This is a genomic window from Rhizobium sp. BR 317, from assembly GCF_047445835.1.
GTDB lineage: Bacteria > Pseudomonadota > Alphaproteobacteria > Rhizobiales > Rhizobiaceae > Rhizobium > Rhizobium paranaense.
On sequence record NZ_JARWLB010000020.1, the window covers coordinates 1 to 18,250 of the forward strand.

15 protein-coding genes and 8 pseudogenes are annotated in these 18,250 nt (G+C 57.0%); 12 read left to right on the forward strand and 11 right to left on the reverse strand.

Translation table 11 applies throughout. From position 1 onward, the window contains the following. The 3 genes and pseudogenes from QD357_RS25120 to QD357_RS25130 form a co-directional block, all read right to left on the reverse strand. Window positions 1-380 (reverse strand): annotated as a pseudogene (locus QD357_RS25120) (polysaccharide biosynthesis protein); the annotation flags it as partial. A gap of 1,417 nt (window positions 381-1,797) precedes the next feature. Then, window positions 1,798-2,043: a hypothetical protein gene (locus QD357_RS25125; protein WP_414125244.1), complete on the reverse strand. Its 246-nt coding sequence runs from the start codon at window positions 2,041-2,043 to the stop codon at window positions 1,798-1,800. 62 nt (window positions 2,044-2,105) lie between these two features. Further along, window positions 2,106-2,207, reverse strand: a pseudogene (locus QD357_RS25130) (DUF982 domain-containing protein); the annotation flags it as partial. Window positions 2,208-2,238: 31 nt separating this feature from the next. On the opposite strand from QD357_RS25130, the pseudogene QD357_RS25135 reads away from it, so the two are divergent. Further along, window positions 2,239-2,373, forward strand: a pseudogene (locus QD357_RS25135) (ATP-binding protein); the annotation flags it as partial. A gap of 42 nt (window positions 2,374-2,415) precedes the next feature. On the opposite strand, the pseudogene QD357_RS25140 reads toward QD357_RS25135, so the two are convergent. Continuing rightward, window positions 2,416-2,827 (reverse strand): annotated as a pseudogene (locus QD357_RS25140) (IS21 family transposase); the annotation flags it as partial. A gap of 102 nt (window positions 2,828-2,929) precedes the next feature. Between QD357_RS25140 and QD357_RS25145 the strand changes: the two are divergent. Beyond that, window positions 2,930-3,148, forward strand: coding sequence for a hypothetical protein (locus QD357_RS25145; RefSeq protein ID WP_414125245.1), 219 nt, complete (start codon window positions 2,930-2,932; stop codon window positions 3,146-3,148). A 328-nt stretch (window positions 3,149-3,476) separates the two neighbouring features. Here QD357_RS25145 and QD357_RS25150 read toward each other — a convergent pair whose 3' ends face one another. Beyond that, on the reverse strand, window positions 3,477-3,734 hold the full coding sequence (locus QD357_RS25150) for a hypothetical protein (protein WP_414125246.1): 258 nt from the start codon (window positions 3,732-3,734) through the stop codon (window positions 3,477-3,479). Between the two features lie 394 nt (window positions 3,735-4,128). Between QD357_RS25150 and QD357_RS25155 the strand changes: the two genes are divergently transcribed. The 4 genes and pseudogenes from QD357_RS25155 (at window position 4,129) to QD357_RS25170 (ending at window position 9,019) form a co-directional block, all read left to right on the forward strand. Further along, window positions 4,129-4,722 (forward strand): BA14K family protein, encoded by a 594-nt coding sequence (locus QD357_RS25155; RefSeq protein ID WP_414125247.1) that lies wholly within the window; start codon window positions 4,129-4,131, stop codon window positions 4,720-4,722. Window positions 4,723-4,832: 110 nt separating this feature from the next. Further along, window positions 4,833-5,135 (forward strand): hypothetical protein, encoded by a 303-nt coding sequence (locus tag QD357_RS25160; RefSeq protein WP_414125248.1) that lies wholly within the window; start codon window positions 4,833-4,835, stop codon window positions 5,133-5,135. A gap of 121 nt (window positions 5,136-5,256) precedes the next feature. Next, a pseudogene (locus QD357_RS25165) lies at window positions 5,257-5,577 on the forward strand (ISKra4 family transposase); the annotation flags it as partial. Between the two features lie 118 nt (window positions 5,578-5,695). After that, the gene (locus QD357_RS25170; RefSeq protein ID WP_414125249.1) at window positions 5,696-9,019 is read left to right on the forward strand and encodes an ATP-binding protein; all 3,324 of its coding nucleotides are present in this window, start codon (window positions 5,696-5,698) and stop codon (window positions 9,017-9,019) included. Window positions 9,020-9,280: 261 nt separating this feature from the next. Here the strand turns inward: QD357_RS25170 and QD357_RS25175 are convergent. From QD357_RS25175 to QD357_RS25190, 4 genes and pseudogenes are all read right to left on the reverse strand, one after another. Next, a protein-coding gene (locus tag QD357_RS25175) for an IS630 family transposase (protein WP_414125250.1) occupies window positions 9,281-10,224 on the reverse strand; the annotation gives its coding sequence in 2 pieces (ribosomal slippage) (window positions 9,281-9,888 and window positions 9,888-10,224; 945 coding nt in all). Between the two features lie 198 nt (window positions 10,225-10,422). Continuing rightward, the gene (locus tag QD357_RS25180; RefSeq protein ID WP_414125251.1) at window positions 10,423-11,037 is read right to left on the reverse strand and encodes a hypothetical protein; all 615 of its coding nucleotides are present in this window, start codon (window positions 11,035-11,037) and stop codon (window positions 10,423-10,425) included. 118 nt (window positions 11,038-11,155) lie between these two features. Next, a pseudogene (locus QD357_RS25185) lies at window positions 11,156-11,284 on the reverse strand (IS3 family transposase); the annotation flags it as partial. A 68-nt stretch (window positions 11,285-11,352) separates the two neighbouring features. Next, window positions 11,353-11,811: pseudogene (locus QD357_RS25190) on the reverse strand (reverse transcriptase domain-containing protein); the annotation flags it as partial. A 412-nt stretch (window positions 11,812-12,223) separates the two neighbouring features. On the opposite strand from QD357_RS25190, the gene QD357_RS25195 reads away from it, so the two are divergent. The 4 genes and pseudogenes from QD357_RS25195 (at window position 12,224) to QD357_RS25210 (ending at window position 15,348) form a co-directional block, all read left to right on the forward strand. Next, window positions 12,224-12,697 (forward strand): hypothetical protein, encoded by a 474-nt coding sequence (locus tag QD357_RS25195; RefSeq protein WP_414125252.1) that lies wholly within the window; start codon window positions 12,224-12,226, stop codon window positions 12,695-12,697. 22 nt (window positions 12,698-12,719) lie between these two features. Further along, entirely contained in the window at window positions 12,720-13,475 is a 756-nt protein-coding gene (gene qatD, locus QD357_RS25200; protein WP_183938353.1) for a Qat anti-phage system TatD family nuclease QatD, read from the forward strand. Window positions 13,476-13,666: 191 nt separating this feature from the next. Then, window positions 13,667-14,485: a type IV toxin-antitoxin system AbiEi family antitoxin domain-containing protein gene (locus QD357_RS25205; protein WP_414125253.1), complete on the forward strand. Its 819-nt coding sequence runs from the start codon at window positions 13,667-13,669 to the stop codon at window positions 14,483-14,485. Further along, window positions 14,482-15,348, forward strand: a pseudogene (locus QD357_RS25210) (nucleotidyl transferase AbiEii/AbiGii toxin family protein). The gene QD357_RS25205 and the pseudogene QD357_RS25210 overlap by 4 nt, the downstream one beginning before the upstream one ends. Before the next feature lie 260 nt (window positions 15,349-15,608). Here QD357_RS25210 and QD357_RS25215 read toward each other — a convergent pair. Both QD357_RS25215 and QD357_RS25220 read right to left on the reverse strand, forming a co-directional pair. Continuing rightward, entirely contained in the window at window positions 15,609-16,022 is a 414-nt protein-coding gene (locus QD357_RS25215) for a type II toxin-antitoxin system VapC family toxin (RefSeq protein ID WP_414125254.1), read from the reverse strand. Continuing rightward, window positions 16,022-16,264, reverse strand: coding sequence for a type II toxin-antitoxin system VapB family antitoxin (locus QD357_RS25220; RefSeq protein WP_183938349.1), 243 nt, complete (start codon window positions 16,262-16,264; stop codon window positions 16,022-16,024). The genes QD357_RS25215 and QD357_RS25220 overlap by 1 nt, the downstream gene beginning before the upstream one ends. A gap of 456 nt (window positions 16,265-16,720) precedes the next feature. On the opposite strand from QD357_RS25220, the gene QD357_RS25225 reads away from it, so the two are divergent. After that, window positions 16,721-17,098 (forward strand): DUF2255 family protein, encoded by a 378-nt coding sequence (locus QD357_RS25225; protein ID WP_414125255.1) that lies wholly within the window; start codon window positions 16,721-16,723, stop codon window positions 17,096-17,098. Window positions 17,099-17,213: 115 nt separating this feature from the next. Then, window positions 17,214-18,197 (forward strand): aldo/keto reductase, encoded by a 984-nt coding sequence (locus tag QD357_RS25230; protein ID WP_414125256.1) that lies wholly within the window; start codon window positions 17,214-17,216, stop codon window positions 18,195-18,197. The last annotated feature ends 53 nt before the right edge of the window (window positions 18,198-18,250 follow it).

The window sequence follows — 18,250 nt, forward strand, 5'->3', positions numbered from 1 at the left end:
TCATGCGCCGTGATGATGACCTTRGCCTTGTGTTTGGCGAGTGCGTAGAAGATCGACGGCGAGAGAATTTGCGACCAGCCGTGCACATGCACGACRGTCTCCTCGTCCGTTTCCTTCAGCAGACCGTCCAGCGCCTCGTAGGCACGCTTGTTGTAATTCTTCTCGAAGACATCGTTGAAAGCAGGCCCGTCGCGAAGGGGCCGTTCGCCGAGCGCGACCGTGCGGATGCCGGCAAAGCGCGGCTTCAGTCCTTCGCCGTCATCGCCGACCAGGATGGCGCAATTCAGCCCTGCTTGCCTGCTCGCATCAATGCATTGCAGCGCTACCTTTGTCGCTCCGCCGCGAATGATTGAGACGTCGTTGACAAGTATTAGACGCATGTAACCCCGAGACTCATTAACAGTATTTGCACGGGAGCGCGCGAAAGGGATTCGCCTTCTACATCAAATCCTTGATGACATTCAGCCGCTTATTCCCGCCGGATTTCAATTCGTCCTTTCGCATTAAGGCGAGTGGTCGCACGGCATGCGCGAGTAGGTTTCCCGATTGCTTCCTCTGGGATAGTTGACATCCGGAAAAGACCGAAACGTAAACACATGGGTCGCAGACCGCCTGGTTCGTGCCTTTCAACCTGCCGGGGCGTGGAGGTTTGAGGATATTATGAGTAGACAGCGACCAAATCCGCATCCTGCATAGAAATTATGGGCTGTTTGGATATTTTGCACCACAGGGTCCTTTGAAATCGGCGGCGTTCCGCGGCTTCAGGAGCACGACTAAAACCACGAGACGCCGGCAAAGAATGAATTGGTGCGTCGAGATCCCGAAGAGTGCTAATCTAAAACCCTGAGAAGAGGCCATATGCCTGTATTTGGCGATTTATGACCGCGACCGCGGTGTATCGGACTCGTCGTCTGGACGTTCCATATTGAGCAGGTCTGCCAGATCCTTCGCAACTCGCTCGCCAAGTCCGGCGAGGACAACGCCAGAATAGGTCACCACCTCCCCCGCGGTGGCATCTATGACGGACCACGATTTTCTCTCTTGCACCGCGCGATATCTTGCATAGGCCATGTTCCACCTCAGCAAGGGTGGTTCAATGCAACCATCAAGTGAAGCAAAGGTTCCCAACCGGTGGCAGATCGGACGTATGTGGCTCGAATATTAAGGTGCCAGTGGCGAGCCGGCAGTGTTCCGCAGCGGTGCAAGACATGGGTGGTCAGTCTTCGACAAGTMTGCCGTCAGCCCGCGGGGGCGATTGCTGGCGACAGACCGTCTCGTGGCGCCGTTAGGAGCTACGATGGCGAGGACGGGGGATCGCTCGCCATTTTGGAAATCGTGAGAGAAGGCCGTTCGTTCCATAGACAAATGGGCAAAGCCAATCGGCCAACTGTAAAATCCACGTGGACACGCCTATGATCGCTAATCATGGAAGGCGCACGAATAAATTTTTTCCGGCATGGCTGGCTTCACTTGCGTTAAAGTGTCCTGGTCTTCGCTCGCGTCCCAGAAATGCACCATGGTTCAGGGATTTATGCAAAGACTATAGCAAAGCGGTGATGCATCGCGACCGTCAGCGAAAGAAACTTGTCGATACAAATCGTTTGGGAGAATACGAGGGACTCTGCGCCGATTTGGAGAAAGAAGCCCGGCTCTATTTGAGTTTGTTAAATCAGAAATCGTAGGCGACTTGGTCCGATCCTCTATCAGCATCTCGACAGAACGAGCGGTGATAGTTTTTCGGCGTTGTCTGACAGTAAGAATGATGTCGCCATATCATAGAAAAGGTCTTTGCCCAACTTAACGAGTAAGAGCCAAGGCGTTGAATAAAGCCCGATATCTTCGTCGGGCATCGTTTACCGCTGAGGTTTGAGGGCGTTCCTCTGGATCAGGTCCTGGACATTCCATCAAATATTCGGCCTCGTCCTTCGTGAGGCAATCCACTACATGTCCGTCGACAACGACCGGCTGACCCGTGAAGACATCATTGATCGACCAATAACCGTTCCAGTCGTTCTTCTTAAGTTCGTAGCGCAGAGTGATCATGCGCTATTTTATTCCACCATAATAATTTAGATAAGATGTCTTTCATCATCATTCTTGAGTAATCACGGCCCGAAAAAGAATATACCCGCTTCTTCTGCTGCAGCTATAAAAGCGCCGCGGGCATATTCGACTGAGTCCTTACCGTCGCAAGCTTCGATCAATGCTTGCTCTGCAACCTTAAATACTTATCTGCCATCATTTCTCGGCCACAAGGCTTCCCGAGACGATCGCTCAGTTCTCTATCAGCGCGTTCCAAGGTTGTTTGACCAGCTTTCGCTCGCGCGTGGTGACGGCAGGTATGCCCGGCTGCAACGGACCTTGGGCCATGTTTAGCTCCTGATACTGGATGATTGGAGCTCGAACCGCTCAACGAACAGGCCTCTTGAGATGGCCGTGAGAACTTTCGATCGAGCCGTTCTCATGTGGCGACGCGCTTGTTGTTGTGGGTTGGCGTCATCCGATAATGAGCGCACAGTTCCTTATAGCGGTCTGTGAGATCGACCTTGGCATCGGCATCGAGGGTACTGAAGGCAGCCGACAGGCTGTCGCAGCGTGATAGAGCGGCGAAGCTTTCGGGCAATTCCGGATGACGCCGCAGCATCTCGTCGTGAACGACGACGGCACGAATGCTGGGAGCGGCGTTGAGGAGTGGAACGAACTCTGCATCAAAGATATGCTCAAGCTGATCGGCGCGCCGCCAACCGCGCGACGGCTTGTTCTGTGACGGAAGGCGCTGCTCTTTCTCGATACGGAATGCCGTCGCCCGGCTGATGGACGCCTTAGAGTCTCACCGTGATTGTCGCCGCGCAGAAAGCGGCCCATCGGAAATATCCTGGGGTAGACAATGTAGATTCTGATACAATTCAATGCGTGCGGTGAAAAGGAAATGAAACGCCAGGGGTGGGATGATCCTGTAAGAATCAAAATTCGCCATCCTGGCAGGCATGTCATCATCAACAGCACTGAAAGTGCTGCCCAATACATGTTCGAGGAGCCGCCTGGTGACCGCAGTACGACAGCCTTTCAGGCGGTGGCACGGGCTCTCTTCGATGCCGTTGACGAAAAGCTGCCGGTCAATGACGCCCCCCGCTACATCGGCCGGTGAAATCTACGAAGAGCAAATAAAAGCCGTTAGCGGCGATTGGTTTCTGCTAACGGCAACGGAACGCCACCCTGGCGGATTCGCGCCTGGGTAGGCCTCCAGCAGCCGTCGAACCTTGTGGTACCATCATTGTTACCGCTGCGACTCTGGGTTCTTTCGCTTAGCGCCGCACTTCCGCCGCGCGCATTTGGCATCCATCGCATTGCAGCATCTTTGTTGCGCACGCTCCTGGTAACCGGATTGTAGCCGCGGATTTCGAGGCGACGTTATCGAGCGCGGATTGTTCGTCTCGGATTTGCGTTACAGCACTCAATGGTGCTCCAACCTTGCGCTATTGGGACCAAGAATTTCCGAGCCTCGCTCGAACGATGTGCTTTTCAATCTCGGAACAAGTCTCATCGTACTTCCGCGCCAGATCCACTTTGAAGGATTGTCCCTGAAGAGCATTGCGAGCTTCCACAGCGGCCTGGTAGGCCTCGAAGAGTTCGAGCTGCCAAGGATCGCGCGCTTCCATAATAAGGTTTCGCATTTCTGGCAAACGCATCGCGAGGCGTCTGCGTCCGGCCTCACGCCTGTTGGATCGCGTCATCTCCGTTAATCTCCTGCCGGTGCCCGGGAGTATAAGGCTTCCCTTCGCAAGTAGGGCTGGCAGCGGACTTTAAAACGGGGTTGAGACCAAAGGCCGTAGGCCCTCAGACTGAAGTCCATATTGTGGAACGACCTGCCATGCGGTTCGTTGGTTCGCCAGCGGTCATGAGGCCTGCCTCAGGAAAGGCAGAAATACCTCGCTATTACGGCACCGCAACGGGGAGAGAGAACATGATCTATTCCACAGAAAAGTCCCATGGCCTGGCAATGCCCCTGATAGCCATTTTGTTGGCGATCCCCGACATTCTGGCCGCGCTTGTCGCCGCCAGGGGCCGGCATAGCGGTACTCCCGGCCCCGTCTTAGTTCCAGAGGTCCAATAGCGGGGTCCGGGAAAATGAACGCGCTCGCATCCGCCGCCTTCGGTATCGTCAGCTCGGTCGGGGCTTGCGTCATGCTCGCATCTGTCGCCTCCCAGTTCGTGGCAGATCCGGAACCCCATGCCTTCAAGGACATTGCAGCGCATGACCTATGGACAACGAAGCCGGTGAAAGTCGATCCTTGGCAGCAGCACTACGAACGCATTCCGCCGCTCTATTCTAGCTATGTCACCAAAGCCTCGTCAGTAAAATTAGTGCCGGAAGATCCCGCCCACTCGTTACGTCAACTGCCCACACCCAAGCCAAAGCTTTCGGGCGAGCACCTTGCTTGGTGTGCGGAACGCTATCGCTCCTTCAATCCTATAACCAACAGCTATCGATCCTATGGCGGCGGAATGCGAGAATGCTCTTCGCCGTTCCAACAGTTCGCCGATACGGCAGATCAACACGTCGGCCCGAAGGAAAATGCGGGCGCCGAAGCCTGGTGCGCCGCGCGCTATAAGTCGTATCGACCGGAAGACAATAGCTACCAACCGTGGGAAGGACCGCGACGCACCTGCGATCCCCCAGACACCGTTCTTGGCCCTGATCGCGTTGCGACCAGGGATTGAATCCTCTAGGCCGGTGGGTGAACTACACCAACTTAGATAGGCCGGGCAGCATCCGCATTAAAAATGCGTCTTTCATGATAGGGAATTACGTGTGAAATTGGAGACTGGCGATGACCGCCACGCTGATAACAGAAATCCAGCAAGCTCAGTTAAGAGCTTCGTTCTTGAGCAGGGCGGACCGGGGAGCACTCATTGTTCGCATCCTGAACGAGCTGAAGACGCATCGGTGCTCACTCCTCGGAAATGCGTCAGCCGACCATTTCGTCTGGATGGACAGGCTCATCGCGCGCGTCTCTTCGAGGATGCCGGAAATCGCCGGCATGCAGAGTGCCGAGTTCAATCGTGTGCTAAGTGAGTTCGAAAAGCTTATGATCACGCTCGATGGCATTTCGAATACAGTCACCCGACATTGAATGTCTGCTCCGGCGCAGATGGGATGCAATTTTCATAGGGAGCGGGAAAAAGGTGGGGGTAAGGATCTTCAGGTAAGCAGGTGCCTTTTGTGAAGGGGCAATCGTGACAGCGCAATTGCAGATGATCGTTTCGGTAGAGTTTGTTGGGATGGACGGCGTTCTGCAGCGTCGCGAGGTTACCAACGTCGGACGGATTGTCGATGGGGCCCGTCTCGATAATTTTGGCCTCTCCCTGGAAGAAGGCAAAGAAATACAGCGGCGCCTGCAAGGGGAACTGACGCAGTTTCAGACCGAAGCCACCCAGCGAGATCGGAAATGCCAAGGCTGTAACCGACCTCGCCAAATCCACGATTACAGACCCCGCACAATCCATTCGCTCTTCGGAACTTGTTCTTTGCGCGTACCGAGGTGGCGCAGCTGCGAATGCGGATCGACTTCGAGATCGGACATGGCCGCTCGTGCCCGCATTTGCTCGCGATTTCCGCCCGCTCTTTTTCTGGCCAAAACCTAGAATAGGAGTATCCTGAGGGGGCTACGTCGAGCTCGGCATGGGGGCGGGTATGGCAAAACTTCGCGAGTGGCTGGAGTCGCGGGGACTCGGACGCTATGCGGCCGCGCTACTCGCCCACGACATCGAAAGCGATATCCTGCCCCAACTGACAGACGCCGATCTCGCCACGGCGGGCTTACCCGTTGGCGCGCGCAAGCGCCTGCTTCAGGCGATTGGGGAACTGTCAAAGGACGACGGCTTGGAGCCGCTACCGCGTCCGATTGTTTCGGAAGTTGATCCGGCAGCCGAAGCGGAGCGACGGCAACTGACCGTCCTTTTCTGTGACGTCGTCGGCTCAACGCACCTCGCTGAGACGCTAGACCCGGAAGATCTCCGAGATCTCCTCCTATCCTTTCAGAAGGTTTGCGCAGATGCCGTTCAGCGCAACGGCGGACAAATCGGGCTTTTCATCGGCGATGGCGTKACCGCGTATTTCGGCTATCCCAAAGCCCATGAAGATTCCGCTCAGAGTGCAGTTCAAGCGGGCCTGGACATCCTAGCGGCGTTGGCGGAGCTTCGGAAGGATGGTCTGTTAGCCCGCTGCGGGGTCCACACCGGCCAGGTCGTGGTTGGTGAAATGGGAGCCGGCGAGAAGCGGCTTCGGGATGGCATAGTGGGCGAAGCACCCAATATTGCGGCACGATTACAGGGCTTGGCGCCTCCGGGCAACCTCGTCATGAGCGACGCAACCTTGCGGCTCGTCGAGGGCCTCTTCGAGGTCGAACCGCTTGGGCCGCAGGTGCTCAAGGGCGTCAGCGCGCCAACCGAAACCTACCGGGTGCTCCGTTCAAGTAGCGCGCCCAACCGGTTCGAAGCCAGAACCGGTCAATTCTTGACCTCCCTCATAGGCCGCGAAACCGAACTCGGCCTTCTCGCCAAGCGTTGGCAGCACGCGATGGAAGGCGAAGGTCAGGCGGTGCTTCTGCAGGGAGAACCCGGCATTGGGAAATCTCGTTTGTTGCAGACGCTTCGTGCGCAGCTTTGCGAAACGCCGCACTCCGAGATTGTCTTCTATTGCTCTCCCCAGCATCAGAGCAGTGCTCTCTGGCCGGTGATCCAGCAATTGCATCGGGCACTTGCTTCGGTGGGCGAGCAATGTGGCGGAAAGCAGCACCAGCGCCTTCGACAGTTTCTCGCTGATCTCGATCTGGATGTCGCCGAGGTAGTCGATCCCCTCGCCAGGCTCTTGGGCCCGCCTGTGGCACCTGGGATGGACACGACGCCTTCGGATGCAAAGCAGGTGCGTCGCGCCGTCTTCCTCGCACTGTCGCGGATTATTTCTGCGATGCAGCAGAGGAGCGCGACGCTACTAATTATTGAGGATTCCCATTGGATCGATCCTTCGACGGCAGAACTCGTTGGTCAACTGCTCTCCGGCATGGCGTGCCAGCGGCTCCTCGTCCTGATTTCCGCCAGGCCGGAGTTCCGGACGCCCTGGTCGAGCTCCTCGCTGGCGATCCTGCCACTCGCCAAGCTCAGCTATCGTGAGACCGAAGCGATGATCCGTGATATAGCCTCTCGTGAGCTGCCGGAAGCCATGTTAGCACAACTGATTGCCAAGACGGACGGTGTGCCGCTCTTCGTCGAAGAGCTAACCAAGTCGATAGCCGAAAACGGGAGTCATGGTGATTTTGGCACGACGTTCGAGATACCCGCGACCTTACAGGCCGCGCTTCTCACGCGTTTGGACCGTCTCGCGCCAATCCGGCAAATAATCCAGACAGCGGCGCTGCTGGGCCGCCTGTTCGACGCTGATCTTCTGACCAAGGTGACCCAACGAGATGCCGACACTGTGGAACGCGCGCTGCGCGACCTGACCGAGGCCGGGCTTATCTACCTGCGGAGGGATCGCGACAGGGAAAGCTATGAGTTCAAGCACGCTTTGATCCAGGATGCCGCCATCGGCACCCTTCTTCGCTATCAGCGGGCTGAGTTGCATCGCCGGATCGCTGCCGCCCTGGCGGAGCTGCGCGCCGAAGCGGTAGATCGCAACCCTGAGCTGCTCGCGCACCATCTCCAGGAAGGGGGGGATTTTGCCGGCGCGCTCGATCACTGGCAAAGGGCCGGAGATGCGGCCTTGGCGAGAGCCGCCACCCAGGAAGCCGTGTCGCACTTTGGCGGAGCTATTGCCTGCAGCAGGAGACTTGACCAAGTGTCCGGCGGCGCCGAACGGATGTCACGTCTGCACCTTTCGATGGCCAACGCCCTAATGCAGGCCGAAGGATATCGGTCCGACCGCCTTGGAAATACGCTCGAAGACGCTCGTGTTGCCGCCGCGGACACTCCATTGGTCGAACTGCAGTGTGACGTTGCGCTTTCACTCGCAGCGTATTTTTACGCGACCGGGCGCAATCGCGATTATCTGACGCTTGTTGAAGAGCAGCTTGCAAACTGTTCCGACCGCCTTCAACCGGCCTATCTGGCCGGTCTCTGGGCGACAAAAGGGATCGCGCATTCCAATCGGGGAGAACTACCGTTGGCAGCGGAGGCCCTGCGCAAGGCTTTGGATTTGATTGATCAGGTCGACCCCGCTCATCGCATTTCGTTCGCTGGTGCGGATCAACGTGTCTCTGCCCAGGAATATTTTACTGAAACGCTGACCCTAATGGGCTTCTTCGACGCTGCAGTCGAAACGAAAAAGCAGGTGATCCGTTCGTTTGACCAATCCGACAGGCCCTTCGAGCTCGCCTGGCACCATCTCACCCAGTGCGAATTGTGCGCGCTACTCGGACAACACGAGGAACTGCTTGAGCACGCCACGAAGATCGTCGCCATTTGCGAACGGCATGGCTACATGGCGCGTCGAAGCAGCGGAATCAGGTGGCGTGGCTATGCCCGCTCTCATCTAGGTGAGCTGGACGGCGGGATCGAGGACGTCCGGGAGAGCATGCGTCTTTGGCGTGGCCAAGGAGTCGTCTTTCACACGACTGAAAAAGCGTGCGCACTTTGTGACCTTTTGATGCGGGCGGGTCGCATTGAAGAAGCATCGCAAATACTTGATGATGTCAATGCCCTCGCTTTCGGTACGGACGAAGCGTCCCACCAAGCAGAATGTATTCGCCTTCGTGGACAGATCGCTGCCGGCAGAAATGATCTGACAGGGGCCGTTCACCTGTTCGAAAAAGCCATCGCCACTTCCAAGCGGCAGGGAGCCAGACTTTTCGAACTCCGCGCCAGCACACAACTGACGCTCGCTCTTGCACGGCAAGGACGTGTCCACGACGGCGGGACCCGCCTGCGAACATTAATCGACTCATTCGAGACCAAGCTCCCCATCGTTGATCTCGTCGACGCACGAGAAGCACTCGAGCGCTGCTCCAACTATTCAGGCTGACTTCCTGTCCGCAGACCTGAGTCTAATCTCAAGTTATTATATTCAACTTTCCGCAGCGTCCGGCTTGTTGCTATCGCGTTCACGGTTTAGGCCAGGAAAATCGCATAATGCATCGAAGGGAACTTCTCCGGCCGACGAACAGTAGAACGTGTTGCTTGCCAATCACTTAGCTATCACGAGTGGGGTGGTCGGCGGTTCGATTCCGTTCAAGGCGAGATCGTCGAAATACCGCTTACAGCGAACAACTAGAGCAGATCCTGTTCAATCCGGGTCATATCCGGCAGCCCTGAAGTAGTTCGCGCATTCTGGCGGAGTGAAGCGGGGTATCAAAGCGCCGACTGCGTCCCACAGTGCATCGATCTTTCGCTCCGCCCGGCCTCGCAACATGGCTTTCAATTTGGAGAATGCATTCTCGATGGGATTAAAATCGGGGCTATAGGGCGGGAGGAACGAGAGCCTAGCACCGACACGTTCGATGGCATCGCGCACACCAAGTGTTTTGTGGGCGGGTAGATTGTCCATCACCACAACGTCACCAGCCTTAAGGGTCGGCAACAACACCTGCTCGATATAGGCCAGAAAGACGTGTCCATTCATGGCGCCGTCGTAGACGAACGGTGCGGTCATTCCCGTGAGACGCAACGCTCCGGTAAAGGTCGTTGTTTTCCAATGGCCATGCGGCACACCGGCTCGGCAGCGCTCGCCTCGAATGGCACGTCCACGCAGACGCGCCATCTTCGTCGAAAGCCCAGTTTCGTCTATAAATATCAGTCGCTCAGGATCGAGATCGAGCTGGCCATCAAACCAGATGCGCCGGCGTTTCAGGACATCCGGCCGCTCCTGCTCCAGTGCATGTGCGGACTTTTTTTAAAGGTCCATCCGCGACCTCGCAGCCACGCACCAAGCGCACTCCGGCTGATCCTCACCTGCTGCTCGATGAACAGACGCTCTACCATCTCATTGAGTGTCACGTCCTTGCGGTCTTCGATCAGTTCAACAACGAATGCTTCGTGTGCATCCAGCGCTGACGGCCGTCTCCAACCTTGCGGCCGGGAGGTCGGCTCGCCCTCTTTTGCTCTTGCGATCCACCGGATCGCCGTCGAAATTCCAATTCCGAACCGGGCTGCAGCCTGCCTCGCAGACATGCCCGCCGCAGACGCCTTCAATACGCGTAATCGAAGATCATCGCTCAGTGCCTGTGCCATCATCCACCTCTTCGCTGTGTGGATGTTGAATCAGACGCCGATCGTTACGTCACCTCACAATCGATTCATCGATCGCAGGACCTGCTCTAGGTCTCTACCGAATGATATGAAAAGTACGCGAAAATAATAGGGTGGCCGATTATGTGCCAAAGATGCCAACCGGTCAGTTTCGTGCCGCGTGCGTTCCGCTTCGTGGCGTCACAGACTGATGACACTCCATGACAACACATGGAACGAAGCCGACCATGTTTGCGCAATGTTTGGAGCGAAGATGACGGCTGGGCCAATCTTGCTCAGATTGGTCAAAGCGGCTGTGGCCAAAACCGAATAGGCTGGGATGAAGAATTCGCCGTCACGGGAGAAAGACCAGATGAAATTCGTGCCATCATAGGTCAATCGCTGCCAAACGGGCTGGGCGGGTTGAGGCAAACCTACATCCTGGCTCGCAATATCATTGACACGGTTGTTTAGTCCGACACCGCCCGACGTAATGTAATAATCGAGGCGGTAGTCTCCCAGCCCGTTGGCGCTGATACCGAATTCGACGGCCTTGTTGTTAACTGCATCCCGCACGGCAATAGACGGCAAGGTAAAATTGGAGAGGCCTCCCGTGTAGACCCCAAGCATTGTCGCCTGCCAATGGCCCGACGGCACATCCGTTTCCGCCATCATCGCCGCTAGATTTACGGCAGCTGATGCTGACAGTGCGATGCCTCGAGTAGTATTTGTGAGTGTCGCGCCAGTCGGTGGCGTTGTAGATGTCTGCAGCACAAAGCTCGCTGCCGTTGGCTTGGTAACAGCAGTTCCGTTCAACCAATCGGCTCCACCGCCGCCCAAGGTGCCAGTTGCCGAAATTGATATACCGCCCGGAGAGCTGGCTCGGTTTGTCTGAACAGTTCCGGGCGTTTCGCTAAGTGGATTTCCGCCGTTGTTATGCTGCCGCCATCATTGGCATCAGCGCGTTGAAGTAAGCCTGATCCGGCGTCTGCCGGTCAAGAGATGAGTGTGGACGTCGGGCATTGTACAATAGGGCTACAGAACGCCCACAGGACCGCCGCGCGAAAGCTTCTTTATCCCTGGCACCCGTGGACCGAGCATATTGTGTACGCTCATGAGGTGTTCGACTCCATCCTGAAGCTGTATCCTCACGGTGCGGACGGCATGATGCACGCTCCGTTCCGGCCGGAAGCCATAGGATAAACGATGGAAATCGCTTTCCCAGATCGGCTCCAGGGCCATCAGCATGGCACGTTGAACGATGCGATCCGTCAGGGTCGGAATACCCAGTGGTCGTAGCTTCCCATTGGCTTTCGGGATATAGATGCGCTTGACCGGCTGGGGGCGATAACTATCCTCCAGCAGGCTTGTCCGCAGGCCGTCCAGATGCTCATCCAGCTTGACCTGCAGTCGTTGCTTATCCATTCCGTCGATGCCCGGTGTTCGCGCGCCACTTGACGCAAGAACCATCCGGGCGGCCTCGGCAAGCCATTCACGATTGGCAATCAGCCGAAGAAGCCGATCAAACCGTCGGTTTGGATCGTTTTCGGCCCATGTTGCGAGCTTGTGCTGCATTTCGCTGATTATCAAAGGTCTTCACCTCTTTTGGTCAGATAGTTTGCACTTCAAGCAGTTTGAACTGTTCTCCTTCGCCATGTGGCAAGCTTTCCCTGCCGCGGACTACTACGAGAACTCCGCCAACATGATGGACATCAGGGTCAACTCCCTTGCGATGCAGAACATCGTGAGCATTCCATCATGCCTTCCCTCGTTCATATGCTGGACGTTAGCGTATTGGTGAGGCTGCCGGTCGCAGTCTTTTCCCTTGCTTTCCGCAAGTCGATGCCGATGTCATGGTCTGGCTGCATTCTCCCCATGACCTACCGCGAGCATCCTTACATCTGTGCTCGCGTGAAGACGCACGCCGTCTTACGTGTCTGGCGACATCATCAGCATTTCGCCTATTAAGCCGTGTAGGCGAAGGCGACCTTTCAGCCCTCAGATGCGGGTTACGCTCGGCATCTCAGGCCGGATCGAGAATCCCTATTGGGATCGGACGAAAGGCGAGATGGCCGAGGATTGCGCCAATCCCGCGCTCCTTCGGCGGCTCTCTCCGTCGTCGCTCTCCTGCGCCTCGCCGACGAAGGGCAGATGGCAGGGCCACGGTACCCAGCACTGCGGTTACTGCCTGCCATGCCTGATCCGACGTGCCGCGCTCCTAAGGGGCCTGCGCCCCGATATCGACCCTACGGTTTACACCGTACCCAATCTCACAGCCTACGCGCTCGACACTCGCCAATCGGAAGGCGTGCAGGTTCGCTCTTTCCAGCTCGCGATCGAGCGCCTTCGGGCTCGCCCGGCATTGGCACCGATACTGATCCATAAACCGGGCCCTCTGTTCGACGAGTCCCCCGGCGCCAAGCAGCCCTCGCTGACGTCTACCGTCGCGGGCTTGAGGAAGTGGGTGCGCTTCTGACGGGCGTGAGGACGCGGCCCGGATGAGTGACATATCGTCGATTGGGGGAGTGGACTTTCATTGCCATCTCGATCTCTATCCCGACCATCAGGCGGCGATTGCAAAAGCCGAAGCCGGACGGATCTATACGCTGACGGTAACGACGACGCCGAAAGCCTGGCCGCGCAACTATGAACTGACGCAACACACCCGTTATGTCCGCGCAGCGCTGGGGCTGCATCCGCAACTCGTCGCAGACCGATCCTCCGAGCTGTGCTTGTGGGACCGTCACCTACCCGAGACACGATATGTCGGCGAGGTCGGTCTCGACGCGGGCCCTCGTTTCTACAAGTCGCTCGAGGCTCAGAAGAAAGTGTTCCGGCACATCCTCGAACGATGCGCTGAAGCGGGCGGCAAGATCCTTACGGTCCACAGCGTTAGGAGCGTTCCAGCTGTCCTGGATATGATCGAAGCGCATCTTCCGCGAGAACGCGGCAGCGTCGTGCTTCATTGGTTCACCGGCAGCAGGAGCGACGCCCGCCGAGCGGCCGCTCTCGGATGCTATTTCTCGGTCAACGCCGAAATGACCCGGACCGACCGTGGCAGGGAACTGATCGGAAGCCTACCGCGGGACCGGATCCTCACCGAAACCGATGGCCCGTTCACAAAACAGCAAGGCCGTGCCGCTGAACCCAGCGACGCGCCGTTTGCCGCAAGTGCACTGGGTGGCGTTCTCGGGCTATCACCAGACGCAATGACGAAAGTCATCGTGTCGAATCTCCGTGCCTTACTCGGCTGAGGTGTTTACCCAGTTTCGCACCGCCGTTGACGAAGTTTCTTCTGTTGATGCCGTCATCCGAAGATAGCTGCGTTGAACGAGGGACGAGGCGTAATTCGGGGCGGGTTGTTTCTCTCATTTCTCCCGGTGCTTTTCCGTCAATCATATGCAAAAACCCTATTAATTTGTTTGTTTTTGCGTATGATCAGCGCATGTCATTACTGGACGATTACATCGAAAGAAAGCTCATCAACGGGTTCTCAACGTTCATCCGCGAAGAGGTTTTGGCTGAGCTGCCGCTTAAACCTGACGCCCTCACTGCAGCTTTGACGCGGCAAATCTCCAGGAAAAGATTAGCCAACCCGAAACATGGATTTTACGTCATCCTGCGGCCCGAGGACAAGATTACCGGTGCTCCGGATCCTGCGCGCTGGATTGACCCGTTGATGAGATACCTCGGCCTCGACTACCGGATATCCCTTTTACGCGCGGCCGCGATGCATGGTTCGTCGCACCAGGCTGCCATGGTGTTTCAAGTTGTTGTTCCGCAGCAGTTTCGCTCAATCGTGATCGGGCGCCACCGTGTCCAGTTCATCTATTTGGCGCCTGCCATATTCAGTGCAACCAACCAAAAGGAATGGCTGGCGTCCCTGAAAACCGATACCGGCTACGCCCAAGCAGCAGGCGTCGAGCTCACCCTCTTGGACTGCATCCGTTATTTCAAGCGGGCCACCGGAATTAACGGCGTTGCGCAAATTGCGAAGGATATTGGCGACAGAGCGAATCCCAAGAAGTTGGCATCCATTGCGCAGCACTTCGAGAATACGTCCATCCGACGTCTCGGCTACTTGCTCGATATGTCGGATCACAGGAGGCAGGCTAATGCATTGCAGCCATTCGCCCGGCAAACCGACAAATATACACCCCTCGATCCATCGGTGAGGCCCCTGATCGAGGGTCTTTCAATTTCCGGAACGAGGGATGACCGTTGGCGTCTCGACATTAATGAAACTGTGGAGATCGACTTTTGATCCCGAACTCGCATCTTACCTCCTGGGCTTCTCAGGCGCCTTGGCCTGACTCTCGTCAGATCGAACAAGATCTTATTATTTCGCGCGCCCTCTGTGATCTCTTTTCGGCGCCGAAGCTTCGGGGCAAGATCGCCTTCCGGGGTGGCACGGCAATCAACAAACTGCTTTTCAAAAGGCCTTTGCGCTATTCGGAAGATATCGATTTGGTTCAGACCACTGCCGAGCCTATTGGACCGACGATCGACGCAATCCGCGACGCACTGTCATGGCTGGGGAAGTTCAAAAGAGAGCAGGCTGGTCATTCTACGCACTTGGTTTTCCGTTTCGCACCAGAGGCGGAGCCCGATTCCTGGCTTAAGCTGAAGGTGGAGATCAATACACGCGAGCACAAATCATTGTTTGGGACTCAGGCGTACCCCTTCTAGGTCGAGAATGGGTGGTTCGCCGGTGCTGCCGACGTMGTATCCTACGATAAGGAAGAGTTGTTTGGCACAAAACTCAGGGCTCTCCTGCAGCGGCGAAAGAACCGCGATCTCTTTGACCTACATGAAGGTTGGCGCGAGCTTTCCCTCGACGCTGGGCGACTCGTCGCAGCTTTCGAGCACTACCTTGCGCTCGAAGAAAATGTAATCACCAGGGCKAACGCGGAGCAACGAATGCTCGAAAAGCTGACGAAGAGTCTGACCGAGGACATTGCGCCGTTGCTTCCCCCAGGCGTCGAGTTCACCGACGACGATGCTATTCATGCGTTCGGTGTGATCTGGAATCATGTTTTACCGCTTCTCAAAGGCGAGGCATGGAAGTCGTCGGAGAGGGCGATAGAGCAACTTCGGGAGAAGAAATTCCCTACGCTTCTGCTATAGTCGGCAGGCCGGCTATAACACTGAAACAACTACGTTGGGTGCCCTGATCGGGCGGCTTAGCAACCGAGTCAGTCGTTCGATTCCCTTCACGGCGACATGTATTCTGGCGCTTCCTAAAGCCGATTGATTCGACATCCATGAGGGACACCTCGATGTGAAAGATTTCCGCCTCTCAACTGAAAGTGTAGGGACGTATATTAGTCGCTCTGCGGCTCCTCGAGATCTCGGTCCTGGTCCACCTATCGAGAGATCGCCGCGGCTCAGCTCTCGCTGGATAGTGCGCTCTTAAGATCTGTTTCTATAAAGTCACGCCCTTTGAACAGGATCGGCATCTTGAGAGTGTCCGCGCAAGCATAGGACAGGCAGTCGGCGAAGTTGAGTTGGGCGGGATGGCCCTTTCCCTTGCCGTATATGGCGAAGGCTTCCACCGCGCGCCGGGCGATGGCATCGGTGATCGGAACCACGGTGATTTTGGCCGCTTGAAGAAAAGCGTCGAACATCTCTTGGGCATCAAGGACCTCTAGCCCAAGAATACGCGCCAGATTGATGGTCGCCTCAAGCCGGACATGCGCACCAGTTTGCCGCCGTGCGGCGCCATCGAGCGCGTCCAAGTAGATATCGGCTTCCGGCTCTCCGGCAAGGATGGCGACGAAGGCTGAGGTCTCGATGAACATCATTGACCCCAGAGTGCGTCACGTTCCTCTTTCGTTAAGGGTGGGGCAGGTGGGAGCTTTGCCTTGGCAAGTGCTCGCGCACGGATCTCTGCGACGTGCTGTTTCAAGGGCACAGCTTCGTCAGCCCGCTCAATCTCGTGCTGCAACGCAAGCTTGATAGCCGCGGTCAGGTTGGAGGCGCCACGTTTGCGCATAACGGTTTCCGCTAGGGTACGAACTTCCTGATCTCGGATACTGAGCATGTGGCGTCCTTGTTGTCATGACAATGAGCGTATATACGCATGGACGCCATTTGTCCATACGCGTGCGCGTTCGAGATTATATTGCTCGCCACGCATCGGGAGAAAATCGTCGCCGCAGCATCACAGCAGGCATCGGGTAGTTCGAGTGGCCTTCCGCCTCGTCTCATTTGGTTAATAAAGCGTGGGGCAATTGGGGCCGTCCCGTATGAAAAGTCTCCATTGATTAGGCACGCTCATAAGCCTATGCGAATTGCTGCGCCTAATCGAACGATGGCAACCACGCTATATTCAACTGGGCTCGTGACTACGAAAGTGGAACGCTGAGATCATTGGGCGGTTTGAGGCTCCGACGAAAACAAGTCCGCCTCGGCCATCTGCAGGAGTATCGACGGCTCCCATGGGCTTCTGTCCCGCGAATGCGGTTGTTGACTGGCGAATAATTAATGAGGGATGGCCATGAACTGGTCACAGGATGAGCTTGCGAAAATTGATCAGGCGGACAATCTGAAGATTGCACCATTTCGCGAGGATGGCGCGACCTACGGCACCCCGACATGGATCTGGGAAGTCGTGGTTGATGGCAGTCTCTATGTGCGTGGCTACCATGGCCAGAAGTCGCGCTGGTACCAGGCCGCGCATCATCAGAAAGCCGGCCGGATTATTGCCGCCGGCATGACGCGGGAAGTCGCCTTCGAGCCGATCGACGGGCCGATCAACGACCGCATCGACGACGCCTATCGCGCAAAATACGGCAAGAGCCCGTATCTGGCGCCTATGATTAGCGCTCGGGCACGCTCGGCGACCATGAGGATCGACCTCCGCGAGAAACGCTGAGGGTGAGGTCGGATCGCATGAAGTTCGGGGCGCGCAATCCTGAGAAGCACGGCGTCTCATCCGCATCTTGATGATGCCGGCCGTCGAACACCAACTCCAAGGAAGGAACTGCAACATGAAAAAGCGCAAACTGGGCCAAGGCCTTGAGGTTTCTGCCCTGTCGCTCGGCGCCATGGGTTATGGCAAGGCGCGCGCGCTTCCCGACCGGGCGGAAATGATTACCCTTCTTCGCACCGCGGTCGAACGCGGCATGGATTTTTTCGACACCGCCGAGGTCTATGGCCCGTGGACCAACGAGGAGATGGTGGGCGAGGCGCTCGCCCCCGTCCGCGATAAGGTCAAGATCGCCACGAAATTCGGCTGGGATATCGACCAGGAAACCGGCCGGCATCGTGGCGGCGTCAACAGCAGGCCGACGCAGATCCGCCGCTCCATCGAAGGAAGCCTGAAACGTCTGCGCACCGACCACATCGATCTCTATTACCAGCATCGGGTCGACCCCGACGTGCCGATGGAAGATGTCGCGGGAACGGTGAAGGAACTGATTGCCGAGGGCAAGGTGCTGTGGTTCGGCCTGTCGGAAGCTGGCGCACAGTCCATTCGCCGGGCGCATGCGGTGCAGCCGGTTGCCGCACTGCAGAGCGAATATTCACTCTGGACCCGCGAACCGGAGACCGAAATCATCCCGACCATCGAGGAACTCGGTATCGGGCTCGTTCCCTTCAGCCCGCTGGGCAAGGGGTTCTTGACCGGCAAGATCGACGTCAGCACCACATTCGATAGCTCCGATATCCGGGCCGACATCCCGCGTTTCTCCGAGGAGGCTCGTGTCGCCAACCAGAAGCTGATCGATCTGATCCGCAAGATTGGCGAGAAGCATGATGCGACACCGGCGCAGGTCGCGCTTGCCTGGCTGCTGGCGCAAAAGCCCGGGATTGTTCCTCTGTTCGGCACACGCAGGCTGGAGCGGTTCGAGGAGAATATCGGCGCGTTGAATGTCGCTCTGGATAAGGCCGATCTCGACGAGATCGAACAGGCTGATATCGCCATAAAGGGCGCCCGCTACCCCGAAGCGATGCTGCGTCGTTCGGGGCTTTAGGTGTCATTGGTCTGAATGTCGGGCCGCCGCCACTGCCGGCAGCGGCATGAGCT